Annotated in this window: 27 protein-coding genes and 1 pseudogene; 10 read left to right on the plus strand and 18 right to left on the minus strand. The window is 64.6% G+C overall.

The features are described from left to right. Positions 1-8 precede the first annotated feature (8 nt). The 3 genes from nrdF (at position 9) to RN51_RS07595 (ending at position 2,880) form a co-directional block, all read left to right on the plus strand. Positions 9-986, plus strand: a complete 978-nt coding sequence (gene nrdF, locus RN51_RS07585) for a class 1b ribonucleoside-diphosphate reductase subunit beta (protein ID WP_045263442.1) — start codon at positions 9-11, stop codon at positions 984-986. A gap of 363 nt (positions 987-1,349) precedes the next feature. Next, entirely contained in the window at positions 1,350-2,615 is a 1,266-nt protein-coding gene (locus RN51_RS07590; protein ID WP_045263443.1) for a tyrosine-type recombinase/integrase, read from the plus strand. A 58-nt stretch (positions 2,616-2,673) separates the two neighbouring features. Further along, positions 2,674-2,880: an excisionase family DNA-binding protein gene (locus tag RN51_RS07595; RefSeq protein WP_045263444.1), complete on the plus strand. Its 207-nt coding sequence runs from the start codon at positions 2,674-2,676 to the stop codon at positions 2,878-2,880. 3 nt (positions 2,881-2,883) lie between these two features. Here RN51_RS07595 and RN51_RS07600 read toward each other — a convergent pair whose 3' ends face one another. Further along, a complete protein-coding gene (locus RN51_RS07600; protein WP_045263445.1) occupies positions 2,884-3,867 on the minus strand; it encodes a DNA-processing protein DprA in 984 nt (327 codons plus the stop codon). Positions 3,868-4,060: 193 nt separating this feature from the next. Between RN51_RS07600 and RN51_RS07605 the strand changes: the two genes are divergently transcribed. Further along, positions 4,061-4,417, plus strand: coding sequence for a hypothetical protein (locus RN51_RS07605; protein ID WP_045263446.1), 357 nt, complete (start codon positions 4,061-4,063; stop codon positions 4,415-4,417). Positions 4,418-4,431: 14 nt separating this feature from the next. On the opposite strand, the gene RN51_RS07610 is transcribed toward RN51_RS07605, so the two are convergent. The 3 genes from RN51_RS07610 to RN51_RS07620 are packed head-to-tail and all read right to left on the minus strand — an operon-like array spanning position 4,432 to position 7,334. After that, positions 4,432-4,959, minus strand: coding sequence for a hypothetical protein (locus RN51_RS07610; RefSeq protein ID WP_045263488.1), 528 nt, complete (start codon positions 4,957-4,959; stop codon positions 4,432-4,434). Positions 4,960-5,016: 57 nt separating this feature from the next. Continuing rightward, positions 5,017-5,472, minus strand: a complete 456-nt coding sequence (locus RN51_RS07615; protein WP_045263447.1) for a single-stranded DNA-binding protein — start codon at positions 5,470-5,472, stop codon at positions 5,017-5,019. Positions 5,473-5,474: 2 nt separating this feature from the next. Beyond that, the gene (locus tag RN51_RS07620) at positions 5,475-7,334 is read right to left on the minus strand and encodes a type IV secretory system conjugative DNA transfer family protein (RefSeq protein ID WP_045263448.1); all 1,860 of its coding nucleotides are present in this window, start codon (positions 7,332-7,334) and stop codon (positions 5,475-5,477) included. A gap of 62 nt (positions 7,335-7,396) precedes the next feature. Here RN51_RS07620 and RN51_RS18395 point away from each other — a divergent pair, with 62 nt between their 5' ends. Next, complete coding sequence (locus RN51_RS18395; RefSeq protein ID WP_156149127.1) at positions 7,397-7,699, plus strand: hypothetical protein; 303 nt, start codon at positions 7,397-7,399, stop codon at positions 7,697-7,699. Positions 7,700-7,899: 200 nt separating this feature from the next. Here the strand turns inward: RN51_RS18395 and RN51_RS07630 are convergent, their stop codons facing one another. Together RN51_RS07630 and RN51_RS07635 are read right to left on the minus strand one after the other, a co-directional pair. Next, positions 7,900-9,384: an ATP-binding protein gene (locus RN51_RS07630; protein WP_045263450.1), complete on the minus strand. Its 1,485-nt coding sequence runs from the start codon at positions 9,382-9,384 to the stop codon at positions 7,900-7,902. Continuing rightward, complete coding sequence (locus RN51_RS07635; protein ID WP_045263451.1) at positions 9,381-10,151, minus strand: hypothetical protein; 771 nt, start codon at positions 10,149-10,151, stop codon at positions 9,381-9,383. The genes RN51_RS07630 and RN51_RS07635 overlap by 4 nt, the downstream gene beginning before the upstream one ends. Positions 10,152-10,293: 142 nt before the next feature. Here RN51_RS07635 and RN51_RS07640 point away from each other — a divergent pair, with 142 nt between their 5' ends. Beyond that, positions 10,294-12,054 carry a hypothetical protein gene (locus tag RN51_RS07640; protein WP_156149128.1) on the plus strand — a complete coding sequence of 587 codons (1,761 nt, stop codon included), beginning with the start codon at positions 10,294-10,296 and terminating at the stop codon, positions 12,052-12,054. Here the strand turns inward: RN51_RS07640 and RN51_RS07645 are convergent. From RN51_RS07645 to RN51_RS07700, 12 genes and pseudogenes are all read right to left on the minus strand, one after another. After that, entirely contained in the window at positions 12,017-13,483 is a 1,467-nt protein-coding gene (locus RN51_RS07645; protein WP_045263452.1) for an SCO6880 family protein, read from the minus strand. The genes RN51_RS07640 and RN51_RS07645 overlap by 38 nt on opposite strands. A gap of 6 nt (positions 13,484-13,489) precedes the next feature. Further along, positions 13,490-14,857 carry a conjugal transfer protein TrbL gene (locus RN51_RS07650; protein WP_045263453.1) on the minus strand — a complete coding sequence of 456 codons (1,368 nt, stop codon included), beginning with the start codon at positions 14,855-14,857 and terminating at the stop codon, positions 13,490-13,492. Between the two features lie 34 nt (positions 14,858-14,891). Next, positions 14,892-15,164 (minus strand): DUF6112 family protein, encoded by a 273-nt coding sequence (locus RN51_RS07655; protein WP_378821424.1) that lies wholly within the window; start codon positions 15,162-15,164, stop codon positions 14,892-14,894. Between the two features lie 188 nt (positions 15,165-15,352). Beyond that, positions 15,353-15,619 (minus strand): DUF6112 family protein, encoded by a 267-nt coding sequence (locus tag RN51_RS07660; protein WP_045263455.1) that lies wholly within the window; start codon positions 15,617-15,619, stop codon positions 15,353-15,355. 8 nt (positions 15,620-15,627) lie between these two features. Continuing rightward, positions 15,628-16,800: pseudogene (locus RN51_RS07665) on the minus strand (M23 family metallopeptidase); the annotation flags it as partial. Positions 16,801-16,812: 12 nt separating this feature from the next. Continuing rightward, positions 16,813-17,496, minus strand: a complete 684-nt coding sequence (locus RN51_RS07670) for a hypothetical protein (protein WP_045263457.1) — start codon at positions 17,494-17,496, stop codon at positions 16,813-16,815. A 30-nt stretch (positions 17,497-17,526) separates the two neighbouring features. Then, entirely contained in the window at positions 17,527-18,534 is a 1,008-nt protein-coding gene (locus tag RN51_RS07675; RefSeq protein WP_045263458.1) for a ParB N-terminal domain-containing protein, read from the minus strand. Beyond that, entirely contained in the window at positions 18,531-19,382 is an 852-nt protein-coding gene (locus RN51_RS07680) for a hypothetical protein (protein WP_045263490.1), read from the minus strand. The genes RN51_RS07675 and RN51_RS07680 overlap by 4 nt, the downstream gene beginning before the upstream one ends. A gap of 101 nt (positions 19,383-19,483) precedes the next feature. Beyond that, a complete protein-coding gene (locus tag RN51_RS07685) occupies positions 19,484-19,852 on the minus strand; it encodes a hypothetical protein (protein WP_045263459.1) in 369 nt (122 codons plus the stop codon). Continuing rightward, the gene (locus RN51_RS07690; RefSeq protein WP_156149129.1) at positions 19,849-20,424 is read right to left on the minus strand and encodes a helix-turn-helix domain-containing protein; all 576 of its coding nucleotides are present in this window, start codon (positions 20,422-20,424) and stop codon (positions 19,849-19,851) included. The genes RN51_RS07685 and RN51_RS07690 overlap by 4 nt, the downstream gene beginning before the upstream one ends. A 29-nt stretch (positions 20,425-20,453) precedes the next feature. Then, positions 20,454-21,371 (minus strand): bifunctional DNA primase/polymerase, encoded by a 918-nt coding sequence (locus RN51_RS07695; protein ID WP_045263461.1) that lies wholly within the window; start codon positions 21,369-21,371, stop codon positions 20,454-20,456. Further along, positions 21,368-22,453, minus strand: coding sequence for an ArdC-like ssDNA-binding domain-containing protein (locus RN51_RS07700; protein ID WP_045263462.1), 1,086 nt, complete (start codon positions 22,451-22,453; stop codon positions 21,368-21,370). The genes RN51_RS07695 and RN51_RS07700 overlap by 4 nt, the downstream gene beginning before the upstream one ends. A 340-nt stretch (positions 22,454-22,793) precedes the next feature. On the opposite strand from RN51_RS07700, the gene RN51_RS07705 reads away from it, so the two are divergent. The 4 genes from RN51_RS07705 to RN51_RS07720 are packed head-to-tail and all read left to right on the plus strand — an operon-like array spanning position 22,794 to position 25,910. Beyond that, entirely contained in the window at positions 22,794-23,222 is a 429-nt protein-coding gene (locus RN51_RS07705; protein WP_045263463.1) for a hypothetical protein, read from the plus strand. Continuing rightward, positions 23,222-23,749, plus strand: a complete 528-nt coding sequence (locus RN51_RS07710; RefSeq protein ID WP_231579249.1) for a hypothetical protein — start codon at positions 23,222-23,224, stop codon at positions 23,747-23,749. The genes RN51_RS07705 and RN51_RS07710 overlap by 1 nt, the downstream gene beginning before the upstream one ends. Continuing rightward, entirely contained in the window at positions 23,746-24,771 is a 1,026-nt protein-coding gene (locus RN51_RS07715) for a DUF6545 domain-containing protein (RefSeq protein WP_045263464.1), read from the plus strand. Before RN51_RS07710 ends, RN51_RS07715 begins: the two co-directional genes overlap by 4 nt. After that, the gene (locus RN51_RS07720; RefSeq protein ID WP_156149130.1) at positions 24,768-25,910 is read left to right on the plus strand and encodes an alpha/beta hydrolase family protein; all 1,143 of its coding nucleotides are present in this window, start codon (positions 24,768-24,770) and stop codon (positions 25,908-25,910) included. Before RN51_RS07715 ends, RN51_RS07720 begins: the two co-directional genes overlap by 4 nt.

The following is a 25,910-nucleotide window of genomic DNA, read 5'->3' on the forward strand; positions in this document are numbered from 1 at the left end:
CGAAGAAAATGACTCCCGAAAGACTCAAGCTGGTCTCCAGCGTGCAGGCGATCAACTGGAACCGCATCCAAGACGACAAGGACCTCGAGGTCTGGAACCGTCTGGTGAACAATTTCTGGCTGCCGGAGAAGGTGCCGCTGTCGAACGACGTGCAGTCGTGGAACACGCTCACCCCCGACGAGCAGCTGCTCACCATGCGGGTGTTCACGGGGCTCACGCTCCTCGACACGATCCAGGGCACCGTCGGTGCGGTGTCGCTGATCCCCGACGCGATCACGCCTCACGAAGAGGCCGTCTACACGAACATCGCGTTCATGGAGTCGGTGCACGCGAAGAGCTACTCCTCGATCTTCTCGACCCTCGCGTCGACGAAGGAGATCGACGAGGCGTTCCGCTGGTCCACGGAGAACCCGAACCTTCAGAAGAAGGCTCAGATCATCATGGACTACTACCAGGGCGATGACCCGCTCAAGCGCAAGGTGGCCTCCACCCTGCTGGAGTCGTTCCTGTTCTACTCGGGGTTCTACCTGCCGATCTACTGGTCGTCGAAGGCGAAGCTGACGAACACGGCCGACCTGATCCGCCTCATCATCCGGGACGAGGCCGTGCACGGGTACTACATCGGCTACAAGTTCCAGAAGGGCCTCGAGAACGAGACCCAGGCGCGTCGCGATGAGCTCAAGGACTACACGTTCTCGCTCATGTACGAGCTCTACGACAACGAGGTGCAGTACACGCAGGACCTCTACGACGGTGTCGGTCTGACCGAAGACGTCAAGAAGTTCCTGCACTACAACGCCAACAAGGCCTTGATGAACCTGGGCTACGAGGCGATGTTCCCCTCGAGTGTCACGAACGTGAACCCGGCCATCCTGTCGGCGCTCTCGCCGAACGCCGACGAGAACCATGACTTCTTCAGTGGGTCGGGCTCGTCGTACGTCATCGGCAAGGCCGAGGCCACGGAAGACGACGACTGGGACTTCTGAGAGTTACTCTCTGACATCCCAGCGAAACAGCTGGTCAGAGGCCCGGAACCGCGAGATCTCGCGGTTCCGGGCCTTGTTCGTGCCCTCTTCGAAATGACAAAGGAGGACAGAGATGACCAGGCATACCCATTCGGTGGGGCACGCGGAGGGCACAAGCGCACCTTCGAGCTGTACGAGGAGGTGTCCACCGGACAGAAACCGGGTCCGACGTACCTCAGAGGTCGTGCCCCATCGTGCCCCTTGTGTCGTATGGAAAGGCTCAAGTCCCGCGGAATCCCCGGGAACTCGGCGTCCGTGCGAATCGAGGGGCACGGAGGGGCACGACGGTCCACGCCCGTCCGTTCGAGTCCACGGGAGAGCACGATGAGCACAGCAAAGCGCGAAGCCTGGGGACGGTTGCGCAAGCTTCCGTCGGGGCGTTGGCAAGTTCGGTACTCGGGGCCAGATGGAGAGACGCACACAGCCCGGACCGACGATGACAAAGCGCTGACGTTCCTCACGAAGACGGACGCGCGGACATGGCTTGCCGCCGTGCACACGAAGATCTCGCTCGGCCAGTGGATACCGCCAGCGGCCGTAGCGGCACAGAACCGCGCCGAAGCCGCTGCGGAGAATGCGCGGTCGATCGGGTTCGAGGAGTACTCGGAGCGATGGGTACAGATGATCAAGACAGAGCGCAATCGCAGCGGCAAGATTCGGGCAATCGCAACCGTCCGCTCGTATCAGAGCAAGGTCAGCGGTTACCTCATTCCGGAGTTCGGTGACACTCCGGTGAGGGAGATCGACGTGGACCGCATCCGAGTGATGACGCAGCGACTCGACCAGATCCCTGCGCCGTTGAATCCGAAGTCGAAGTTCAACGGGATCACGCGGCCGGTGTTGATCGTGCTCATGATGATCTTGCGCCAGGCGGCCCGCGACGGGATCATCCCTGCGGCACCGAGCATCTCCATTCCGCGTCAGGAGTCGGTGCGTCACGATTCTGACCACGACGAAGGTGAGGATGTCGTGGAGCCGAGGCCGAGCGCATCCGCGGCGGTTCCCGAGCAGTGGGCGATCATGGTGCCGCTTGCCGCCTGGTGCCAGCTGCGTCGCGGGGAGTGCCTGGGACTCCAACGGCGCGACATCGAGTGGCACGATGACGGCAGCGCAACCCTGCATGTGCGTCGTCAGCTGAACGCCAACACTGGTGACTACACCGACACCAAGAGCGATGCAGGCAAACGGTCGCTCAGTATCCCGAAGCTCATGACCGTTCGACTCAAGCAACACCTGGCCGACAACGTCGACGCCGAAGCCAAAGCGCCGGTCGTTCCGGCGAGCGTCAGGGGCAGTATGCCGCTCTCGAACACTCGCTGGGGGTACGTCTGGGCCGACGCGCGAGACGGCGTCGACGGCTTGCCGCATCGCTTCCGCTTTCACGACCTGCGACACACGGGCCTGACAATCTTCGCTCAGGAAGGTGCGACGCTCGCTGAGCTGATGCGTCGGGGCGGGCACGCGGATATTCGAATCGTGCTGCGGTACCAGCACGCCACGATGGACCGTGATCGCGAGCTGGCGAATCGAATGAGCGACCGAGTTGCCGAGAACATCGCCCGCGCGCTGAAGGAGGATGAGGAGACCTAAGCGGACAGGCGCGGACACCTGTGAAGTGACACGAGTCCACTCACGGGGAGGTAGCGCCATGACTGTTCGAACTCGCTCCGAGGAGCACGACACCGGATTGGTCTCCCTGGCGATCGCGGCTGAGAGCTTGGGCGTCTCGGTCAAGACGATCCGACGTCGAATCTCCGACGGCACTGTCCGGGGATACCGGGTCGGACGACTCATCCGCGTCGACATTGACGAGCTGCGGCGGAGTCTCGTCGTAGAGATCCCGACGGCGGGGTGACCGCTACAACACTCGAGTGTTCGGCGAGACGACATGAGGTGCCCCCGGGCGGATCGCATTCCGCTCTGGGGCGCTCGTGTTGTCCCCGAGCATTTGCACGACATCGGGTCCGCAGGTGACGACACGGGCACGACCGTTTTGAAGGAGACGGTTCGTACCGGCGCTGGCAGCGCTCGTCACCGGTCCCGGAACGGCGCCGACGAACCGTCCGAGGAATGAAGCCTCTCTCGCCGTCTGCAATGTGCCCGAGCGGAATCCCGCTTCAACGATGACGGTCGCTCCCGACATCGCGGCGAGGGTGCGTGAACGATCGAGAAACCGCTGCCGTGTGGGAGCGGATGCAGGTGGCGCCTCAGTGAGCACAAGCCCTCGGTGTGCGATGCTCTCGATCAGGTCTGCGTGACCGACGGGGTACGCGCGGTCGAGGCCAGAAGCGAGAACCGCGATTGTGTTGTCTCCGTGCATGAGTGCCGCGCGGTGTGCGGATCCCTCGATTCCGTAAGCACCCCCGGCGACGAGGACTCTGTCGCTCTCGGCGAGGTCTCTGGAGAGTTCCTCGGCGACGTGAACACCATAGCCAGTTGCCGCCCGTGCACCCGTCACAGTAATGCGCTGGGCGAGCGGTGCGGTGAGGAGTTCAGTACGTCCCCGCGTCCAAAGCGCGTACGGGGTCCGTGCCCCGAGATCGTTGAGGGCCGTTGGCCATTCGGAATCCTCGGGGATCAGCACCCGGTAGTCGCCTCCTGAGCCCATGCCCGATGCGACGTGATCAGGGTTCGCAGTCAATCGCAAGCGATGTCGCCATACCGCGGCTTCCACACGATCCAGACCCGGGATCGACGAGTCACGCTCGATGAGGGAGATCAGGTCGACCGCGCCGACTCTCATGAGGAGACCACCGGTCACGGTGTCGTTGGGAGCGCCGATCAGCGCGAGCACCATCCGGGCACTCCGCTCATCCTTGGCGAGGTGCGAGAGCGTGGGCATGACAGCCTCCCGGGCGTTGAGATCTCGATAAGAAGGTGAGCAGGATCAGCCCTTTTGGTTCCTGAAGAGCAGGCGTACCCTGGAAGGTGAAGCAGGTTCACAACTCTGCAGGCCCTTCGGGGCGGCCCTCCACGGGCACTCGACACACATGCTGCTTCCTCGACGGAGAACGACGTGTGACGAGAGGCCCATCATGATTCGTTCGACCTGGACGGTCAGCATCTTCATCCATGCTGTCCTGCAGCGGTGCGCACCTACGAACATCGTTCTTCGCCGCATCCGACGTCGCCGCGGACTGAAGTGGGGCGTTCCTGCGATGCTCCTCGCAGTGCCTTACTTGATCGCGGCCAGCCTGTGTTCCGCGGCGATCAGTGACGGCGCCCCGGGGTGGCTGAACCTCATCATCCTGCTGTGCCTGTGGAACGCGATGAAGTTCATCGTGGCGGGACCCGTCGCCGTGGTGCTCCTGCTCCGTGCTCGGCGTCGCGAGGCTGTCGCGAGGCGCGTGTCCGAGCGGGCGAACGCAGCCGTCGAGCTTGTCGCGGCCTGAACGCCCGACCGATCTCAGTCAGGGATCTCACCGGTGCGTTCGTCGATAGTGGCGAAGAACGCATCCTCTGCGGCCTGGCGCGCTTGGACCTGTTCGATGACGAACTCGACGAAGTCGGCGTCTCGGTCAGCGATGACATGCTCGACGATGTCGACGGTGCGGTCTTCCCCCGGCCAGACAGTCTGCCGCGTCGGCCGGTCCCGATCGAGGCGGGTGCCACTGACCGCGACCCAATCGCGCAAACGCTGGCGAGCATCCGCGAAGTCGCGATGCCAGCCCAGCGGTGCCGATCCGTCTTGTTCGGCGTCGTATGCGCAGAGCCAGTGCAGGTGGAGCGCTGACAGCTCCCAGACCAGCTCTGGATGGCGGTGCCAAAGCGGCGGAATCACTGCCGCCGGGATGCCGTACTCCAGCCGGAGCCAGTTCACCCAGCGGTTGAGCTCGAGGAGTTCTTGCTCAAGGTCGTGCGAGGTGAGCAAGTTCCAGTTGATCGGGTGCGGTGGCTCCGCAACGAGATCGGGCTCAAGCGGTTCAGCGTGCATGCTCTCGGGGGCCTCGCTGAGGGCGTTGTCGTCGTCCATGGTTACGTTCCCGTTGGATTAGCGACCGAGGGACGGGGCGTTGCTCACGGCTGGCTGCGCTCGGGGGTCAAACGCACGACTAGGCTCGCTGGCCGCGCGGTTCCGGTCGGCACCTCGAGGTGACCGGTCGACGTCGTACCGGGTGCGTGCGGTGTCGTGACCAATGCGCTTCGCGACGAACTCTTCGCTTTCGACTGTCTGGCCTTCGCGCTCGTAGCTCACAGGCCGCTGGTATCCCTCGGCGAGAAAGTTGTCGCCCTTCGCGAACTTTGCGGATGTGCGTTCGGCCGAGCGTCCGAACATGACGAGGTGGTGGTAGCTCGTCTCCAACTGTGTGAAGGTACCGTCCTCTTCGCGACGAAAGTGCTCCTGTCCGAAGCGGAAGTAGAGGCGCGGGTTCCCGCTGGTGGAGTTCGTCAGCTGCGGCTCTGAGGCGACGAAGCCCGAGACGGACTCTTGCGTGTGGATCGACATGATCAACTCCCTATCTGGTCAGGTGGCCGGGTTTGTTCGGCCACTGCATCAGGTAGGTGCGCGTTCCTCCCCGGAGCGGTCTGATTCGTCGTGGGGCTCTCCATGAGTGCTTCCACGGCCGCGCGATCGAGTCGGAGCTTGTCGCCGTCAGCGCGCTTCGGCCACGGACGCAGGTCTGTGATGATCGGTGGAGCCGACCGGAGCAAGATGACGCCGGTGCCGAACGGGAGGGCGCGGACGCGGTCGGGCGGCAAGATCGGGACACGGCGGACGGAGCGCTGGTTGGAGCGTGAGCCGTAGTCGCCGAGGGTCACGGAGTCGGTGAACTCGTCCCGCTCGCCGATCAACGTGGAGAGGTCCTGGAGGTCGCGTGAATTGGACGCGCCACCGAGGATGATCTTCGCGATACTGGCGTCCCAGATCGCGGCAGCTTGGTTGTCCGACCACTTGTCTCTCGCTTGAGCGAGCGACTGAAGCACGGGCATCGTTGTGCTGCCCGTGCCGCCGCCTTCAGCCATGAGCGTGGGAAGTGACGGCAGGGGTGCGAGGTTCCCGATCTCGTCGAGTGCGAGAAACAGGGGTGGATCAAGCCGTGCGCCGGGTGATGGCGCAGCCATGCGACGTGCGGTTTCGACGATGTCTTCGATGAATGCAGCGACGAGCGCAGCGCTGTTTCCGGCGCCAGCTCCGGTCGCGAGCAAGTAGAGCGTGCCTCGGCGGAGAATGAACTGCTCGGGGTCGAAGTGTTCGTCTTCGGATGGGCTGACGGCATCCAGCACTCGGGGATCGGCGAGTGCGGCAAGCGCAAGGGACACGCCCTGCCAGATGCTGTCACGCGTGCGTGGGTCGGCATCAAGCATGGCCTCCAGTGATTCGGCCCACCCGGTCGCAGCCAGCGGTGAGCCGGTCAGGATCGCGACAGCTTCGGCCGCTGCGGCGGGGTCGAGTGTCCACCGGAACAGCTCCGTCGGGCTTCGATGATCGATTGCCGCGGCGTGCAGGAGGGTCTGGAGCGCAATGCGGGTCTTGCCCTCCCAAAACCCTCCACCCTCAACGCCGCCAGACGACAGCTCGGTGGCGGCAGCGAGACCAGTGGCACGGATCATCGCGGTGAGCGGATTCTCACACCCGCGGATAGGTGACCATCTCAGACCTGCGGGGATGCCTGCGGCCAAGTGCTGGGGGTCGAAGACCGCGACAGGACCGATCCGCTGGCGGGCCTTGAGAGTCACGGTGAGGTTGTCGGGTCTGGTTGAAGTCGTGACGACCGCTCCGGGGGCATCGAGGATCGCCGGGATCACGATGTGCAGACCCTTGCCAGATCGAGGCGGCCCGATCAGCAGGATAGAGTCCTCAACGCTCGCCCAGATCTGCTTGCCATGCGATCGCCCGAGCAGATAGCCGACATCCTCGGGCCTGGGATGGTCAAGGGACGGGCGCAGCGTGACAGCGCGGCGGAGGAGTGCCTTCATGGATGCGCGGGACGCGATCTCGTGCGCGCTGGCCGTGCCCTGGAGTCGACGCGGGTCAGCGTTGATGTCGATCGAGTGGCGTCGTAGCACCACCCAGGCCCACCCGATCACTGCGCCGAGTAGACCGAGCATGAGCGCTGCTACCGTCCAGTAGAGGACCGCAGTCAGCCCCGGCGCTTCGAGCGCCGCGGCGGGATCGGCAGGGTCGAACAAAACACGGACACCGCCACTGATCTCGACTCGCGGTTGCTCGATTCCAGCGAGCGCAGCAGCCACGGACCCCGCGCCACGAAGGACCGCGGCGACGCCGAACAACGCGACGAGCCCGATTGTCAGTGCACTGGTGAGTTCGTCTCCGCGGCCCCGGCCCGGCGCATGCGAGGTACTCATGACTGGACGAACTCCGAGATGACGACTCCCGAGACGCGGCCGATGAGGAGGATCTCGGACCGGTGGTCACCCAGCTCGCTCAGATCGATGACGGCACGAGCGGTCCCTTCGGCCGAGGCTTCCGCGCCGGAGATCGAGAGAGCAACGGTGATGTCTTCACCGGGGATAAACCCGGGCCCTCGGACGTCGAAGAACAGGTGGGTCGGCCGATGCCGCGCTCGCCGCGCTACACCAGGCGCCGGGGAATCGACGTCTGTGTGCTCGCGTCTTGTGGCGTGGATGATGTCGGTGAAGAGGGAACCGTCGTGCTCTCTTACCTCGACGCGGATGGTGCGAGTGCGATGGTCAGAAAGCGCATCGAGTAGTTCACCGAACCGCGCCCGACTCCATTCGGTGCCTGCGCTCGGAGGCGGAAAGTTGCGTCCGTTATGGGTGACGCGCATCAGGCCTCCCTCGTCAACGCGGATGCTGGCGAGTGGGAAGTTGACGGACGCGTTGAACGGGAAGCCTCCTGCGCTGCGTTTGCTCATGCCACGCAGGTGCGCGAGCGGCTCCTCGCGTCGGGTCAGCCGGTCATGCGCCCGGTAGTATCGAAGAGTTCCAACTCGGCTGGATGGAGCTGGTGCTGGCACACGAAAGATCGGTCCTTGATGCGCCACAGCCCCTGGCCCACCCCGAGGCCCGGAAGCAGCTTCTGCTCGGTGCCCGTGAGCCCGAGTGTTCTCGCAGTGCTGCCGAGCTGGTCGGATTCCTGCCGGTAAATGATCCTCGTCTCGGCATTGGCCAACAAGCTGTTCGCGAGGGCGCGCATCGCCGAGCCTTGATCGCCGACGTTTTCCAGGTCGGTCAGCTTGTGGAAGATCAGCATGTTCGCGATCCCGTAGTGGCGTGCAAGTCGCCAGTGCGCGTCCATTCGTCGCAGTAGTGCCGGGTGGGACATGAGGCGCCATGCTTCGTCGTAGATGCACCAGCGCTGGCCACCGTTGGGGTCAAGCAGCGCAGACTCCATCCACGCCGAGGAGCAGGTCATGAGGACCGAGACCAGTGTCGAATTTTCCGTCACTCGCGATAGATCGAGCGAGATCATTGGCAGGGTCGGATCGAAGGCCACTGTCGAGGGGCCATCGAACAGCCCGGCGAGGTCTCCAGCCACCAAGCGCCGGAGAGCATGACCGACGAGGCGCCCGTCCTCGGCGAGCCTTCCGTCAAGGTCAGTGCGTGCGGTCGGGCTGAGGATGTGTTCGACGACCATCGGCAGGATCGGGATGTCGTTACTCCGCACGACCTCGGTCAGCGCGGTATCGATCGCGGTGTGTTCCAGCGGCGTGAGTGGGCGGGCGAGCACCGTCTCCGCGAGCGCGCCGATCAAATCCCGGCGACGGGAAGCAACCGTGGACGCCCAGCTCACGTCGCTCATGCCGACTGGCCGGTATCCCTCGTCAAGTGGATTCAGCCGCGTCGTGAGCCCGTGCCCGAGCACGATGGCCTGTCCGCCCACGGCCTCGGCGACAGCAGTGTGTTCGCCCTTCGGATCGCCGGGCACGTAGACGCGGCGCCCGAACGGAATTGATCTCGTGTAGAGGCTTTTGGCCAGGCTGGACTTGCCAGATCCGACGATGCCCGCGAGCACGACGTTCGGAGCGGTGATGATGCCGCGGGCGTACAGCACCCACGGGTCGTAGACGAAGGATCCACCGGAGTACACATCCTGGCCGACGAACACTCCGTCGGGTCCGAGCCCACCTTCAGCAAGAAATGGATACGCACGAGCGAGGGTCGCTGACGTGTCTTGATGCCGGCGCAAGCGGAACTTCCCGGATGATCGGAGCTGCGCTGGGCCGGGCTCACCGGCGGCAGGAAGGTACGTGGTGGCCCGGCGTTCGGCCAGCTCTGCGAGGTGCTTCGCGTGGGCTTCGTGTCGTTGAGAGTGCTGCTGGTCAGTCCGCAGTTTCACGGCGGCTCGTTGGCGCTGCTTGCGCAGTCGACGCGTCTCAAACTCCGGAGCGACGAGCACCGAGGTATGGAGTCGCTCGGCGTCATCCCGATTCACAGTCCCAAACTCCGCTGCTGCTTGAGAGCCGCGATGTTCGCGGGTTCGAACCACGACGCTGGCTGCTGCTGGGTCGCTGAACGTCCGCCGAGGCGGCGGGAATCGTCCTGCAGCGCGTCTATCGGCTCGACGTGGTGGAGCCGATAGAGGGCGACGTGCTCGAAGCTGTGACTGTACGCAAGGTGGTAGTCGCCCTCGCGGGCCTCGTTCTCCAGCGGGCCGCTCGGGGGTACGTCGTAGACGTAGCCGTTCTCCATCGCGGCGCTCGTGGTTTCGTCGCCATAGTCCCAGCTCTTCAATAGATTCAGTCCCGCGGCGGCACCGTCGGCGTCGATCATATCGAGCACCTCGACAGCTTCTTCGCCTTGCAGGAAGACGACACTGAGCCAACGCTGCGCTGGGGCGTTGGCTGGCGCAGGAGAATCGAGCCAGGCGACACGACTTGCCGCGGATACTGCGACGTTTAGTCGGTCTTCGGCTTGGTCGATGAAGCTCGCGGCCTGGTGCAGTTCATCAGCAGCCGCCAGTGCGTTCCTCGACCCGGCCGCGTGGTCGCCGTGGTCATCGAACGCGCGAAAGCGGTTGTCGCCATGTACGGCAGCTAGTTGATCGAGAACCTGCCGCAGTGACCGCACGCCCGATAGGAGGTCGCCGAGGACGCCGTAGATGTCTTGCGGGTTCTCGAACGTGCGCGTCGCATGCGCGAGCCTGCGCAACGCCTCGGATACCTCGCCGGCGCCGGCGCCGGGATCGTAGAACGTAGACATCAGGGGCCTCCAAGTCGCTCGCTGTGGATGCCCAGAAGGTGCGCTGCGTTCGCCATGCGATGTCGTACGCTCCTGCGATACTTGCGGAAACGGATGACGATAGTGACCACTGATCCGTCCAATGGAGAGAAAGCAGCCAGCGATGGATGAGGCACGAGAAGATCCGGACGACACCTCTGGCGATGTCGATGAGTCGTCTTCGGATGACGGAACCGAGTTGGACATCGCGACCTCCACAACGCTTGTCGAGATCAGCCCCGGTATGGCCGTCGTGTTCGGAGACGTTCCAGAAGGTCTAGAACTTCTCGAGATGGACTTTATCCCCTCCTTCGACAGGACCCAGCTCAACTCCGCGCTCGGAGCGCTGGGCAACGTCGGGACCATCGTCGGCAACGTTGGTGAAGCCATCGCGGGCGCCCAAGGGCTGTACCGTGTGAACGAAGCGACGCTGTCGATTCTCCAGAGTGGGGGGCAGCTTGCGGCAAAGGAGGGCGCGAAGCTCGGCGCCATCTTCAAGAATGGACAGGTTGTCGCTCAGGCGCGCTTCATTCCAGCGTCGATGACGGCGGCAACCGCAATAGCGGCAATCGGCCCGGCGGTCGCCATGCTCGCGCTTCAGATGCAGCTCGGCGAGATATCTGGTTTGGTGCGTACGAACATCGCGCTGACAACGGAGACTCTGAAGACCATTCGGAACGAGCAGTGGTCCGAGCTGGAAGCACTGATCGAGGCGGTCGACGAAGCGGCCGATCACGTACGAAGCATTGAGTCGGTCCCGGACTCGGTGTGGGAGTCGATCGCTGCGAGCTACCCGGCTCTCCGTAAGCAGATGAAGCTCTATCGGCGGAACGTGTCGGGCTACGTCAAGGAGCTCGGTGTGCTCCAGGGGCGATCTCGTCGCGAGTACCTCGAATCAAATGCCGAGGCGATGGTCTTCGATACGTACGCGCTGCTTGGATCGTTGAAGGCTTATGGGGAGTACCAGGCGGTCAAGGCCATGCGGGCGCGGGCTCGCAGCGCCACCGATGTAAGCGAAGCACAGCTTTTCGAGCGGATTACTCAAAGCACGCCCATTGAGATCCATAAGGCACGTGAGGAGATCGGTAACCTCACCGAGGCTCTCGTGCGCGAACTGCGGATCATCGCGGAGCTTCCAGGACGTGCGACAGTACCGCTCACGAAGAAGCGTAAAGACGCCAAGGCCGCGCGGCTGACTTGCGAAAAGCTCCTGGGCGCCGTCGAGCCGCTCGCGAACAGCATCCAGATCCCCGTCGATATGCCGGACGTACCAGGGATTCTCTGCGTGCCGGAAGATCTCGACCTCGAGCCATATCTGCGTGTGCTGCGGTGGTACTTGAACCGCGACGAGATCTTGCACGGCATAGCGTTTCCGTACGAGGCGCGTGGCGTCGCGGCCGCGATGCCACCGATCCTCGCGAAGAGCGTGGACGCGTCCTGGGATGCGCTCGGGACGGGCAAGTTGAGCGCTGTCGTAGAGGTCTTCGCATCCAGTACGTTCGTAGCTGTCACGGACCAGCGCGTGCTGACCGCGACACCTCGATCCCTGCTCAGGGAGGGCGAGCTTCGAGACGTGATCTCTTTGGGTGAGATCCGGTACGTGCGTCCGCGCCAAAACCAAAAGGACAGTGTCCGGCCCGCAATCAACGTCGCGACCGAGCAAAGCGACATCCGGTGGATGTTTCCCGCAGCCGCGGACTCGGCACACATTGATCAGCTATCAACATCGCTCGGGGTCAAGCTGAAGCTCGGCTCCGGCGAACCTCTCCAGGTTGAGGCTGCATCGCCGAACGGGCGCGAAGAAGGCCCCAGCCTTGAGGCGGAGGCAAACCGCCCTGAAGTTGAAGCTAGACGACTCGGCAGAGTGGCAGCGCCGCCGCGGTGAACGCCTGGGCCTGCTGTCCGACGAGGAGCCGCGTCTCGCATGAAGACTGAATCGCGGCCTGCTCGATCGCGGCAACCGCGGCATCGAGGTCGTCCGCGGTGCGCGCTGAGACCGAGATGAGCCCCGTGTAGCGGAGCACGCCGTGTCCGGCGGTGAGATCGGCTTCCTGTTGCAATACGTCCTGGAACTCCGCCGTTTGCGATGCATCCTCGATCTGGCCGATCCGCTGGCGTTGGGCTGCGTCCGAGATGTACTCGGTCTTCTTCTTCCGGATGTCGCGTGCCGCCTGATCAGAGCGCATCGGCGTGCACAGCAGCGAGAACGACCGTTGGATCCCCGTCGACAGCATCAGCGGCGCGAGGAAGCCCGGGTAGACCATCGACCGCGGCCATTCCGAGATCCACAACACCGCGTGGAACGCCGAGTCAGTGCGAAGCCTCGACCACGACTCGTTCACCGCCACCGGTCCCGCGGTCGCGAGCGATTGCCCGAGCTCACCGTGGCGTTCGAGTGTCGCTGCGACGGCGGGGTCGTATGCGGAGCGCAGGATCACCGCGATCTCCCCGCACGAGAGCCATGAAGACGGCGAAAGGTCGGCGGAGCGCAGCGCGGCCGCCAGCGTGGACATCTCTTGGCGAAGCACGGCAGCGGCACCGCGGATGCCGCCGCCGGCCGTGCGGATCTGCCGCGACGCCGCTTGCATGTCGAGCGACAGAGACAGCGTGGTGGCGTGGCGTTCTCCGGCTGGCCCTGCCCGTTCGATCAGCTCGGCATACGCGGTCGAGGCCCACGATGCATCCGCTGTGCCATGCGAGGCCCACCATTCGGCGAGGCCCGTCCCGGAGTCGGGCAGGGTGCGCTCCAGCACCTGCAGCATCGCGATTCGACCGGACCGGCACATCGTCGCGAGCACACGTCCCCAAGAACTGACTCGACGTTCCTGCTCACCGGGGTCGAGGAGCACGAAAGCAGGATGCGAGACCGAAACGATCGCCGTGAGCGTTGCGGCGGTCGGGTCATGCACCATCCCGGCACCGGTGGCGGGATCATCGTACTCACGCAACCGCGCCATGTCGCCAGGAAGCGTGAGCGATCCGGCAGGGCGCGGCTTCACGACGCGTCGACGATAGAGCAACTGCCCGCCCGTGGTCTTCCACAACCACCAGAAGACGACGGGGATCCACTCGACGATCGCGCGCCCAGCGATACGGATCCATGCCACCGAGGCAGCGGCGACCCAGACCGGAGCGGAGAAGGCAATGAGGATGCCACCTCCTGCGTAGAACGCCCACACGAGTGTGCCGATGCCGATTCCGAGCGCGATCAGCTGCGAGAGCGACAGGCCCAAGAGGACACCCCGTCGCGTCAATCGAGAGAACTTCACCGGGACGAGGTCTCCGGCTCGTCGGTCCTCGAGATCATTTGGCATGATGCGTCATTCCTTCCCGGAAGGCTGCGGTCGCGACCGACTGGGCGGAGCGGGATCTGCGCGCGGGGCCGACGGCTGCGGTGTGGAAGGCGACAGGGTCGCGGATGCTTCAGGTGCCGGAGTCCCCGGGTCTCCCGCGCTCACCGCAGCTGTCTCGGCGGTGCCACCGATGGACTGGCCGATCTTCGGTCCAGTAGTCGCGGCGCCTTTGACGACTTCGGCGCCAATGACTAGAGCTGCAGCGGGCCCGGCCGCCGCAGCAGCACCAGCTCCGGCACCTGCGCCAGCTCCGGCTCCAGTGCCCGCACTCGTGCCAGCCGCAGTGCCGCTGGGAGTGGCGCCAGCCGACGCCGTCGTGCTCGGTGCAGTGCTCGCGGGGGGAATGGTGCTCGGACCGCCGCCGGACCCGTCGAGAACCTTCTTCACCCCATCGCCCTGCGGCTTCGACGGCACCGGGACGGGCCGGTTGATGGCGTTCTTGGCTTCCTGCTCGCTTCCCATCGCGTGGTAGAGGTCAAAGCCGAGGAACGAGATGAACCGGTAGACCATGTATGGCGCGAAGGCTGCGATGAACAGCAGCACGATGCCCGCGATCGGCTCGGTTACGGACGCGAGGTCTGCCTCGATCGGGGTGGACATCTGGGTGATCGCGATGAGGAAAACGACGACGAGTACGAGCTTGGAGATGATCAGCGCGAGGACGAACGCCGCCCATTTCCCTATCCATCCGCGGGTGACATCCCACGCCGCGCCCGCGAACGCGATGGGCGCGAGCACGATGGCCACCAACAGCAGGGCTTTGCGAATCAGGAGCGAGAACCACACGATCGCGACCGCGCAGATCATGAGTCCTGCGAGGAAGATCGTGATGATCGCGCCGACGCCGGGGGCCGCGATGTTGATGGTGGTGAGACCTGCGGTCAGGAGCGCGATCTTGTCGCCCATGGTCACGGTCGTTTCCCCTGCGGCCTGGACGATGCCGACGCAGAGTTGGTCGACGATCTCCAGCGCGGTCGCGGTGAGCGTGACGACAACGAAGGAACCGAGTACTGCTTTGGCAGCTCCGAGCGCGGCGCGGGAAAGCACAGCGGGTTCGCGCCGGATGAGTCCTAGGACCAACTGGAAGCAGAAGAACAGCAGGACGATGAAGACGCCGATGCCGAAGAGCAGGTTGTAGACGTCGAGGTATCCGGAGGATTGGACGTCGACGAGAGTGGTGCTGTCGAAGACCGCCCACATGGCTTCGATGAGCCATCCGGCAGCTTGTCCCATTGTGGCGGCGAGCCAATCGAACGGGGCAGACACCAGCGAAGCCGCGCCTTCGCCGACGGCATCGCACACGGTGGAGATGACGGGGATATCGCAGACACTCATCGCGGGGTTCCCAACGGGTTACGACCCAGTGGCCTCAGACCTGCTGTCCGACGTTCCAGAAGAAGTTGATCAACGTCACGGACGCGCCACAGATGACCGCAGCACCACAGGAGACGAGCACGCCGAGCTTGCCTCGTGAGGCAAGGTGCGGGTTCGACGAGTTCGACCCGAATCCCCAGACGATCGCGGCCACGATCAGCGCGAGCACGGACAGGACGAGCCCGACCGTCATGACGGCGCCGACGATCGTGCGTAGCTGCGCGATCCCGGGTAGACCGGAGTCGTTCGGAGTGATGTCGATGTCCATCGGCAGGGCGGTGGCGACGGTCGCGATGAGTTCGAACACGGTGGCTCCTTGGCATGAACACCGCCACGGGCGGTAGGCGAAAGATGGTCGAGAGCCAGGTGTGCAGCGCCTCACCACCGGAATCCTTGAGGCTTCGCTCCTGGGTCTCGTAACCAGTCGCATGCCGATTCGCACACGGGGCGATGAGGTCAGAGCTGTTCGCCGACGCTGATGAGCCAGTTCATCCAGGACACGCACCCGCCAACGAGCACCGCTGCACCAAGCGCGACGAAGACCCCGCTGCGCGCTTTCGCCGCAAGAGCGGGGTTGCCGGTGCAAGTAGCGATCGCCCAGACGATCGCGGAGATGATGATCATGAGCACGGCAACGATCAGGATGATCGTGAGTGCAGCACCGATGGCGACTTTGAGGTCATCGATACCGCCGAGACCCCCGAAGTCGGGGAACACGTTCATCACTGGCCCCCTCCCAGTGCCGAGCACCCGGCGCCTGCGGTGGGCTCTGGGAGGTCTGCGGCGCCGTGGTCGTTGAGCCACTTTGCGGCGTCGACCGCTTCGGCGTTCGTGCCACCTGGACGGACTTCGAAGTGCAGGTGTGCGCCGGTCGAGCGCCCGGAGGAGCCGACGTCGCCGATGTGTTGACCGGCGATGACGTGCTCGCCGACGGTGACATGGATGCCGCTCTGCCACATGTGCGCATACGCGGTCGCAACGGTGACGCCGTCGATGCGGTGCTCGATCACAATGAGCCCGCCGTACCCGCCGGAGAACTCGGCGACTGTGACGACTCCGTCCGCGGCCGCGAGGATCGGCGTTCCATCCGGCGCAGCGAGGTCGGTGCCGGAGTGGAAGGCGCTCTCTCCGGTAAACGGGTCGACTCGCGGGCCGAAGTTGCCGGTGAGTACCCAGGTGTCCTCCGGCAATGGAAACACGACGCGGGCCGACTCCGCAGCGCTCGCGGTCGGCGCAGGAGTGCTCCCGGCAAGTTGCGAGGTGACGCTAGTGAGAGTCGCGAGGATCTTTTCGGCGACCGGCTCGTAGTTGTTGTACCGGTCGGGGAATCCGGATACCTCAACCGCTTGCGCGGCTTCGCCCTTGCTCAAGTTCTGCCAGTCGGGGATATCGAGCAGGCCACGCGGGGAGGGATAGTTCGGTCCCGTCGGTCCGCCGAAGAACGCCGCAGCTTGATACGCCGGATCCATCAACTCGGCGACCGATCCCCATCCGGATTGCGGGCGCATTTGGAACAGACCGAGCGAATCGTGATCGGATCCGTTTCCATCGTTCGGATAGTCGCCGGACTCTGGGTAGGTGCTCGTGTTCGCCAGCTGCCGCAGCGTTGACTCGGTGAGCGCAGCCATGAGCGCGATCTGGACGCCATCGGGGGTGACGCCATCGATCCGCGACCCAACAGAGATTATCGTAGCCGCGTGAGTGAGCTGCTGCCGATTGAGTGTGAAGGTCCCTCCGTTCGCCGTCGTCACCACAAGCGAATCCGGAATGGGGCCGACGGTGAGACCCGTCGAGGCGAGGCACGCAATGACGGCGGGGTTTGTGACCAGACCGACCGCGACGAGTCCGAGTGTCGGCGCGAGGAACACGAGTGCGATGAGTGCGATCGCAAGCTTCTTCAGCATGAGTCGGCCGTCCTATCGGAGCGGGTTGTTCAGCTCGGACAGCCGCAGAACGTAGCAATTGTCATCGGTCGGGCAAGCGATGAAAACGGTGAGCGCCACCTCTTGCTGAGCTGTGATCGGATCGCCGTTCCAGGTGCCAGCGCGGTGACGGATGCCCTCGATCGTGTACGCAGTCGCGCCTTCGGGGAGTTGTCCGGGCCGTGCCTGCGAGCGCGCCTCAGGCCAGGCATCCGCCACGTACATCGACGTGATCTCCAGACGTTGCGTCGTCGCGTACTGACGCAGCTGCACCCATGCGTTCTGCGTCGGCAGGTAGGTGGCGATGTCGGCCGCGAGCCCCGGCTGCTCGGCACCGGTCGGATCGGCGACGTCGAGGATGACGTCAGTGTAGTTGAGGGGAACGAAACCGATGCCGGTGTCCCACGTGAACAGCGCCGTCGCGACGCTGCCTGCGAACGTCTCTGCATCTCGAGAGGGCAGGATCGTCGGAAGTCGCGGTGCCGTGGTGGCAGGTCGACGAGACTGCTCGGTGGTCGGCGCGGCGCTCGCCGAGGTCGGCTCCGGCGAGTCCTCCGGCTCGGGTGATCCGGTGATGAGTCCGTAGGTGCCGACAGCGACGACGAGAACGGCCATCACCGCGACGGCGATCTGTGCGACCAGGGTGCGGCGTGAACGGGGAGCCTTCAGGTGCTTCATGCCGGGTAGGTGCGCAGCCCTGACCCCTGGTCAGATCGCGCGAAGGCTCCGCGCTGTCGTCTCGGTGTCTGAGCCGGCGTCGTTTCGAAATGCTCGGAGCTGCGCAGCGACGTCGACCGTGGCATCAACGACGTGGAGGAAGAGGTCGACCTCGGCGTCGCTGAGCTGTTGAGCCAGGTCGTCGACGGTGAAGTGCCGCCACCAGCCGTCGAGCTCCGTCCACGTCACGACGAACGCGCGCACGGGCCACGGATCATCACCGTCCGTACGTGCAGCGGGGCTTGGCGACGGGCGTCGCTTGGGCATCCGCTTGCCTTTGATGCGAGCCAGGGCTTCCTCGGCGAGTTTCGCCACGTTCGCCCCGCTCGCGCCGGGCTGCGCCGCAGCGACGAGTTGGCGTGCCCGCTCGTAGCTCGGGTGCACGGCTGACCCGGATCCGATGAGCTCCAGCTCGGCTGCGACGCCCTCGCGCACGGACTGGGGCTGGGTCTCATCGTCGACGAGGCGCTGGAGGTAATTGATCTTCTCGAGCGTGGTGTGGGAGGGGCCATCTGGGATCATCGCAGCGGCCTGTTCGCGTGCGTCGCCCACAGCCTCTGACGGTGCAGCAAAATTTGCGGCACCGTCATCTCCGGGCTGGTTCTCCCTGCTGAAGCGCGACGCTTCCTGGCGGCGAGCGGCATCCTCTGCCATCAGCGTCTTGATCTCTCGGTACAGAGTCGCGTTCTCCAATTGAGTGAGCGGCTTGTGGAGCACATTGTCGTCTTGCTCGGCAAGCAGGTACCCAAGGTCTCCCGAGATGCCCGAACGCACCCACACTTTGACGTGCAGCCACCCGAGTTGCTTGATCGCGGCCAGTCGCCGTGCACCGCAGACGAGGATCCCTTCTGGCGTGACGGTTATCGGTTGCAGCAGGCCGTCCCGCTCGATTGACGCGGCAAGCGAGGCGAGGTCGCCGAGTTCCGTCCGGTGGCGTCGCCCGACGCGAATGGAGTCGACCGACCGTTCCAGTTCGATATGCCCGTGGTCCGTGCTCATCGCCTGCCCCCGTGCGTGGGCGTGGACATCGCGATCGTCATCACCAAGTCGTCGTCACTGAGCAATGCGGGCAGCGAGTCGCCGACGATCAGACGGAACAGGATGCCGCGACCGGTGCTGGTCGACCGGTATGCAGGATGTGGATGCCCGAGCAGCACACGCAGCAGTGCCGCCCACGAGTCGGCAGGCAGATCGAGCAGCGCTCGGGCGTGCTTGTCGCGGCGCAGCAGCTCGCAGGCGCTCTGTCGAGACCCGGCCCGCGCGACCGCGGCGCAGACGTACTCGATCGCTGCGCGCGCAGTGCTCTCCGGCCATCCCAATGTCGTGAACAGGACGATCGACAGTTCGATCGCACGCTGGGCAGTGTCCACGTCCTCGGGTGCATCGGAGGCGTCGTCGTCTTGAGTGCTCGGATAGTCGTCTCGGACGTGGAAAGCCGGATGGTAATCGGCCAGCGGAGTCTCTCGATCGGCGAACCGTTCGGGGTCGTGAAACGCGGAGACGTGCGGGCGGCGAGCTTGGTGAGTCGCGCACAGCAAGCCTTGCCCGCGCTCCTCGGCGATGCAGGTGATTTGAACACCGCGAGTGACGACGGCCCACGGATCGTCTGCTTCTCGTGCGGAGCGGGTGCGCATGACATCGAATGCTGCCGACGCTGCCTCCCAGGGGTCGAGGCCGTGCTTACGTGCCAAGGCGCCGTACTTTTCGGCCGAGAACACGGCGAGATCAGCGGCAACGCGGTCGTGCGCCCAGGCGCGAGCACCCGCGTGATGCAGGCGATTGAGCAGGGCGCGCAGCCCTTCGCTCGTTCTGTAATCCTCGCGCGCCGGTGAGCTGTGATGGGTCATGTCGAAGGCACCTCCTGACACGCAGGTGCGCACGCGCTCCGCAGCTGCGGAGGTCTTGGATGCCGGTGAAGTGCCCATCAGGTCGTTTCACGCTTTGTTGTTCAGGCTGCGCCGACCGCGCCGCGCTCTGCTCCGCGTCGCGAGGAACCGTGTCCGAACGCGGACACGGGCGGGAGCCGGCGCGCCCGCTCCGCAATGCCGCGGATGCTGGTCGTCGTCGCCGCACGGGTGCGTCGATGTAGCTCAGCTTGGAAGGTGATGCCCGCTCCTGCCATGCGGGAACCGCCGTGTGCGATCAGATCTGTCGGGCGCACCCACTCGACGCCGCGGCCGCGGTATGACGCAGGATCCAGTGTCGCGGCGCGATGGTGACGACGGACGCTTGTTGCTTCGACGGTCTCGGGCACGGTCGCGACGCTGTCGCCATCTCGATCAGCGATGCGCGTCGTTTCGTTCTCGATCTCGCTCATGGCGGTCCCTCCTCGGATGTGGCGGATGCGGCGTCCATCCGTTCCTGCTCGATAGGTGCGCTGGCGAACCAGCGGCCCACCGTCGACGGGTGAACGTCAAGTTCGCGGGCGATCCGCTTGTTCGACCATCCCTCCGCCCGAAATGCCGCTGCGCGCTCCTGCGGCGAGACCGACGTCACCGACTCGCTCGGACCTACGGTTTCTGGCGCGCGGATCAGGAGCACCGTCAGATGAGTGATCGCAAGCAAGACCACCGGTGGCACGGCTGCGACGGCCGCGGCGAGGAAGCCGGGCACGTCTGAATCGGCGGCGACGACGGCATGAAGCGAGTTCGCGGTCACGGATACTGACGCAGCGCCCGCGAGGAGCGTCCATGGATACCAGGCGGCTCGTGCATCGGCGAGGGCGACGACGGCGACAGTCGAGACGACGATGACCCCGTCGACGATGAGCGGCCATGCCCACGCCTGCCCGTCGCCGATTCCTGAGCGCGCGGCAAGGTCCGCAAGCGAGGTGAATGACAGCCAGAACGCTCCGGCGGCGATGAATACCGTGCCCGCGACGGCTGTCATGACGGCCACCCGTCGCCCCCCGATATTCCTCATGCCAGTGCCCGTGACTCTGTGCCACTTGATGGCCTGTGTGGTGTCGCCGACGACGCAGGAGCTAGCTGCCTGGCCGGTGCGCCCTGAACACTTCGGTAGGCAGAGCGGACGGTCGTCGTCACCTCGCGCTCAGTGAGCCCGGCCTGCGCACCGGCCGCCGTCAGCGCATCGAGCGCTTCGAACGGGGGAACACTCTGCTCCGCCATCCGGCAAGCGGCCCAGAAGACCCCGTGGTTACGTTCGCCTTCCTGCCTCCGAGTAACCCACTCGGCGAGACGCTGCACATCGCCCGATCGTATCGCCGACTCGCCGCTACGGGCCTGATCCAGCCTGTGGGGAGGATCGAGGAAGTCGCGAAGTCGCTCCGCGTTGAACCCATGCACGTTTTCACTGGCGAGCCGAAGGACCTCATACCACCGCCGACGCCCGTCGATCACTCGACTTGACGGCGGAACGATGATGTAACCGCCGTCGCCGCGGAAGTCGATGCCCGCTCGTGCGCATTGCCAGGACCGCTGCTCCGACCCGCTCGCCGCGGGGAAGTACAGATGCAAACCGTCAGACGGGGTTCGCACCGCAGCAGTCCAGCCGTCCACGAGACCTTCGGCTCGCGCGCGATCCAACGCTTCGTAGCCATCGACGGGGCCGTGCACATCAACGTCAACCACGACGAGGCCCGATGCGGCGCCGGTCGGGATTCCGATGTTCGCGCTGGGTACCGCCGTCCACCATCGCCGCACCAGCACAGAGTTCGTGCTGGCGGCGTGAAATCCTCCAGCCACCGCGGGGCGCTTCCCGCGCGCAGCGCACGGGAACACGGGGATGCCGTGAGCCGCGTAAGCGAGCGCGCTCTCAGCTGTCGAGAGCCCGCGGCCCGAGCCATCGAGTGTCTGAGCGAACGCGGCGGCGTTCATCGCAGCGTCCGCGATTCGGTCAGAGCCGCACGCTGCGCGTCCGTCGAGGTCACCGGTGCATGGCTCGCGCGGTTCGAGATGGGCGCACCGGTCCGCGTCGACGCACGTTCAAGTCCTGGCGGGGTACCGTCGCCGAGCATCTCGGTGTCGAGCTGGTCCAGAATTCTCATGGCAGCGGCGCGGACCCGTTCGCCCGTTGCGCGGACGATCTCGGCTGGCTCCTGCCCGTCCACCTGCGCTGCCCAGGTCGACACGTACGGAATCGTGTAGTCACTGGTATCTATGCCGTGGGTGGCACCGATCATGAGCGCGACCGACTCGGCCTCCACCTCGCCGATACCACGATGCCGTCTCACCACATCCTGATCCGGGCCGTGCATGAGCACGTGAGCGAGTTCGTGGGCGAGCGTCTTCACACGCGCTGCGGGATCCATGTTCTTGCGGACCTTGACCGTCTTCTCGGTGTAGTCCGTGACGCCGTTCGCGCCAAAGATCATGTCCTCGTGCTCCACATCGAGTACAGCAAACCCGGCAGAGGTGATTTGCTGAGCGAGGCCTTCCCAGAGTCGGGATGGAGCCTCGCCCTTCAGCAGAGTCGGCGTCGGCGGCGTCGGAAACGCGTCGCCGGAAGTCTGGGAGGCATCCCACACGTACGCGGGGCGAACACCGATTATCTTCGAGCGCACAATCTCGCCGGGACGCGGCTTCTCGAACCGATTGAGTCGTCGCCACGACGCCGGATCAGATGGACTTGATGAAGCAAAGCGACCGGTGACGGGGGCGAGGATCTGATAGCCGGGCTGGCCCTTCTCTACTTGGCGCCCCAGCTTCTGCCACTGCTTGTACCCGGCGACGCATGACGGCATCGGCTCCGATACGAGTCCTGCCTCGTACGCCATGGAGTGCTGTATCCAGATCAGCAAGGTGTTGTTGAAGGAGCGGCTGCGGAATCGGGCCGCGAAGGTGAGGACTTTCGCCCAATCGTCCCCAGACACAAGCCGATCGACGGCATCCGCCAGCTTCTCGTGGACCTCGTCAAGCTTGGCTTCGCGCGCTGCGCGACGATCTTCGGTCGCGACCATCGGATGGCCTCCTCTCTGGGACGCCGCAACCGGGAGGGGCGCGGCGACACACCAGAGAGGTGGGCGCGGGCGCCCGCGAGAGAACGATGAGAGATGCGGCCGCACGGCTCGTGCACGCTCGTTGCGCGCGAGCTTGGCAGAGCGCGCAATCGTCATCGTCCTGATTCTGGGCATCGTTCACCTCCCTTTGAGCAGGAGTGCGATCACGCCACGTCACGAGCGTTGAGCATGCTCAAACGGCCTGGGGTCTTAGTTCTAACATCGACGTTGAGCATGCGCAACTGTTGATTTGGTCATGCTCAACGGGTAGATTGAGCATGCACAAAGGAGGTCAGCGAGCATGGCCGAAGACGAGAGCAAGGATGCGGCAGCGGATCTCGCGAAACGCCTGCGGCTACTGCTTGACGTCGCGATCGCGGAGTCTGGTGCTGAACCGACGTACTCGCAGATTGCCGCCTACTTGGGTGACCGCGGCACCAACCTGTCGAGATCGCGCTGGACCTACATGGTGAACGGCCACCGGTACGTGCAAGACCCAGAGGTGTTTGAGGGGCTGGCGGCATTCTTTGACGTCGACGCCGACTTCCTGTTGGGCGCGGACGGGGCCGCGGTCCCAGCAAAAGTTAGCGCGCAGCTAGACCTTGTGCGCTCGATGCGCGCTGCGAAGGTCAAGACCTACGCGGCTCGCACCCTTGGAGATATCTCGCCGAGAGCACTCCAAGCCATCAGTAAGTTCCTAGATGAGGAAATGGCGCACGCAGTCGAGTAGTGACGACGTCCCGCGAAGCGGAGTGGGCGCCGGTAGATGCCCTCGAAGAGAGTGAGCACACCGTGAATATGGATGAGGTCGTGACGACGGCCATCACGGATCTCGCCCTGGGTAGCGTCTTCACGTTTGATGACTTGCTTAGCGCTGTGAGACGGCGCAGACGACGGCGGCTCCGTGTCGTCGAGCTGAGTGCGTTGGGCGACCATGATGGCGTCTGCGCGATTTGGCTGACGACCGGAGCAGAGGACGTGATCCTTCATGCGCACAGCGACTCGGTCCTGCATCAACAACAGTTCGTGCTCCACGAGTTCGCTCACATACTGCTCGGACACTGCGACGGCGACGAATGTTCCGTCGTGGACGCTCTGCTGCCAGACATCCCACCGCACACCAGAGCGCGTCTACTCAGACGCCAGGATTTCGACACCGACACCGAGATTGCAGCCGAGTCACTGGCAGACCGGCTCGCGGCGGGTATTCGGGGGTCTGTCTTCGCGGAGTCTCGTTATTCGGAAATCTTCGGATGATCCAGACGCTCATCGCGACGCTCTTGTGGGTGCTCGTGGCGAGCCTGCTCATTTTTCGCCGCCGGCGGACGGACCGCAGTATTACCCACGCTGCCCTCACGATCGCTGTCGCCATGACACTCAACGTCGACGCCGTCTACGTCGCCGTCGATGGTTTGCTGGGATCGACGAATTACGGAATGCTGTTTTCGGATGGCCTTCTGATCATCGGGCTCTTCTTCCTCGGACGAGCGGCGATGAAGGCTGGCGAGTACCGTCCGCGGCTGGTGCGCGCAGCGGTCGGTCGCCCCGCATTGTTCACCGCACTCGTCGGCACAACAATGGCGTTCTTCCTCATCGATCGCGGGGCGACGACTGTGACCTTCATGCGCGACCTCGGTGCGCAGCCGTGGGTCGCGGCGTACTCGATCATTATGTTCACCTACTGCGGGATCATCTTGGGTGCGATGCTCACACTGGCGATGAGGCAGTTCCGCATCGGTAAAGGGGCGCAGCTGATTCCCGCTTTGCTGCTTCTCATCGGCTCGAGCTCAGGTATCGCGCTCAGCGTCGCCGTGATCACCATGGATCTGGCGCACGTTACCGGTAATCTTCAATTCATGCGCTCCGTCAGCGCCGCGTACGGGCCGCTGTCTCTCCTCGCCTTTCTTTTCCTGTGTGCGGGCTTCGCCATGCAGCCGATGGTCCGCAACTTGCAGGAGCGGGCTCGTCGCGCGCGAACGGCCGAGATGTTGCAGCGACTCGACTCACTGTGGCATCAGGCTGTGCGAGTGCGGCCAGGTCTCAGTACGGCGCAGTCTTCGACATCGCAAATCGAAGACGAAGAAAGCCGCCTCCACCGTGAGATCGTCGAGATCAGAGACGCGATGATCGACCCGCGTACTGCGTTCGAGCTCACTAAAGCGGAAGTGACGCTACTTGAGCAGGCGGAACGTCACCTCCTCGGAAGCAGCGGCGCAGATGCCAACGGAAAACCCGCGGTCGTTGCGCCGCGCTCTCCCGACGAACGAGATCGAACATGAGGCGCATCGTTGTAGCGAGCATGGTGCTCCTCGGTGCGGGTGCGATGAGCCTCGGCTGGGTCCTCGCTCGGAAGTTAACGTCGGCGGTCGGGTCTCGAACCTTCGACTTGAGGCTTCGAGATATCGAGACTGACGGGGATCGGCGTTTGCTGATTCTCGACCGCACTCGCTCCACGGCCGCGCCAGGCATATTCAGCCTGTGGTTCGAAACGGGGGAGTGGGTACGAGTCTCCGACGAAGTGATCGATCGAGGGCCTGGCCAGATCGCTCGGGTTGTGACGCACGCCGCGTCCGACCGACTCCCATCTCTGGGGGCATCCTTTTCGTGGAGCGGGATCTACTTCGATAGCCCCGCGGCAGCGGGCCTCAGCGTGCGGGAGGTCTTCGTCACTACGCCCGCGGGTCCGGCCCCGGCATGGCTCGCCGACGGCGAGCACCGCGCGGCGACATGGGCGATTCACGTCCATGGCATGGGCGGGCGCCGACGAGGAACGCTGCGCGGTGTGCAGGTGACTGCTGAGCTTGGCTGGACGTCGCTCGTCGTCAGCTTCCGCAATGACGGTGAGGGGCCGAGCGTTGAGAAGGGTCGCTCAACGCTGGGCTACTCGGAGGCCGACGATGTCGAGGCTGCTGTCGACTATGCCGTCAAACAGGGCGCTGAGCGGATCGTTCTCTTTGGATGGTCGTTGGGCGCTGCCATTGCTCTGCGCGTTGCCGATCGGATGCGGTCTGCGGGGGTGATAACCGCGCTGGTACTGGACTCTCCAGTGCTCAGTTGGATCGAGGTGATCGAGGCCAATTGTGTACGAAGCGGACTGCCTGCTGTGGCGGGCCGTCTCTCGTTGCCCTGGTTGACGCTTGATCCGCTCGCTCGTATAGCCGGGCTGCCGGGGGCCGTTTCGCTTCGGGAGATGGACTGGATCGAGCGAGCCCGAGAACTCACCGTGCCGACTTTGATCCTGCACGGCGATCGGGACGATTCGGTCCCCCCTGCGGTGTCTCAAGCCCTCCGGGATCGCCGTCCTGGCTTCGTCGAACTAGTTGCGTTCGAGGCGGGCCATTCGCTGGCATGGAATTCTGACCCTGAGCGTTGGCGTTCGAGTGTCAGCGCCTGGCTATCAACAGCGGTCTTTGACTGA

Source organism: Microbacterium oxydans (genome assembly GCF_000956405.1).
Classification (GTDB): domain Bacteria; phylum Actinomycetota; class Actinomycetes; order Actinomycetales; family Microbacteriaceae; genus Microbacterium; species Microbacterium oxydans_C.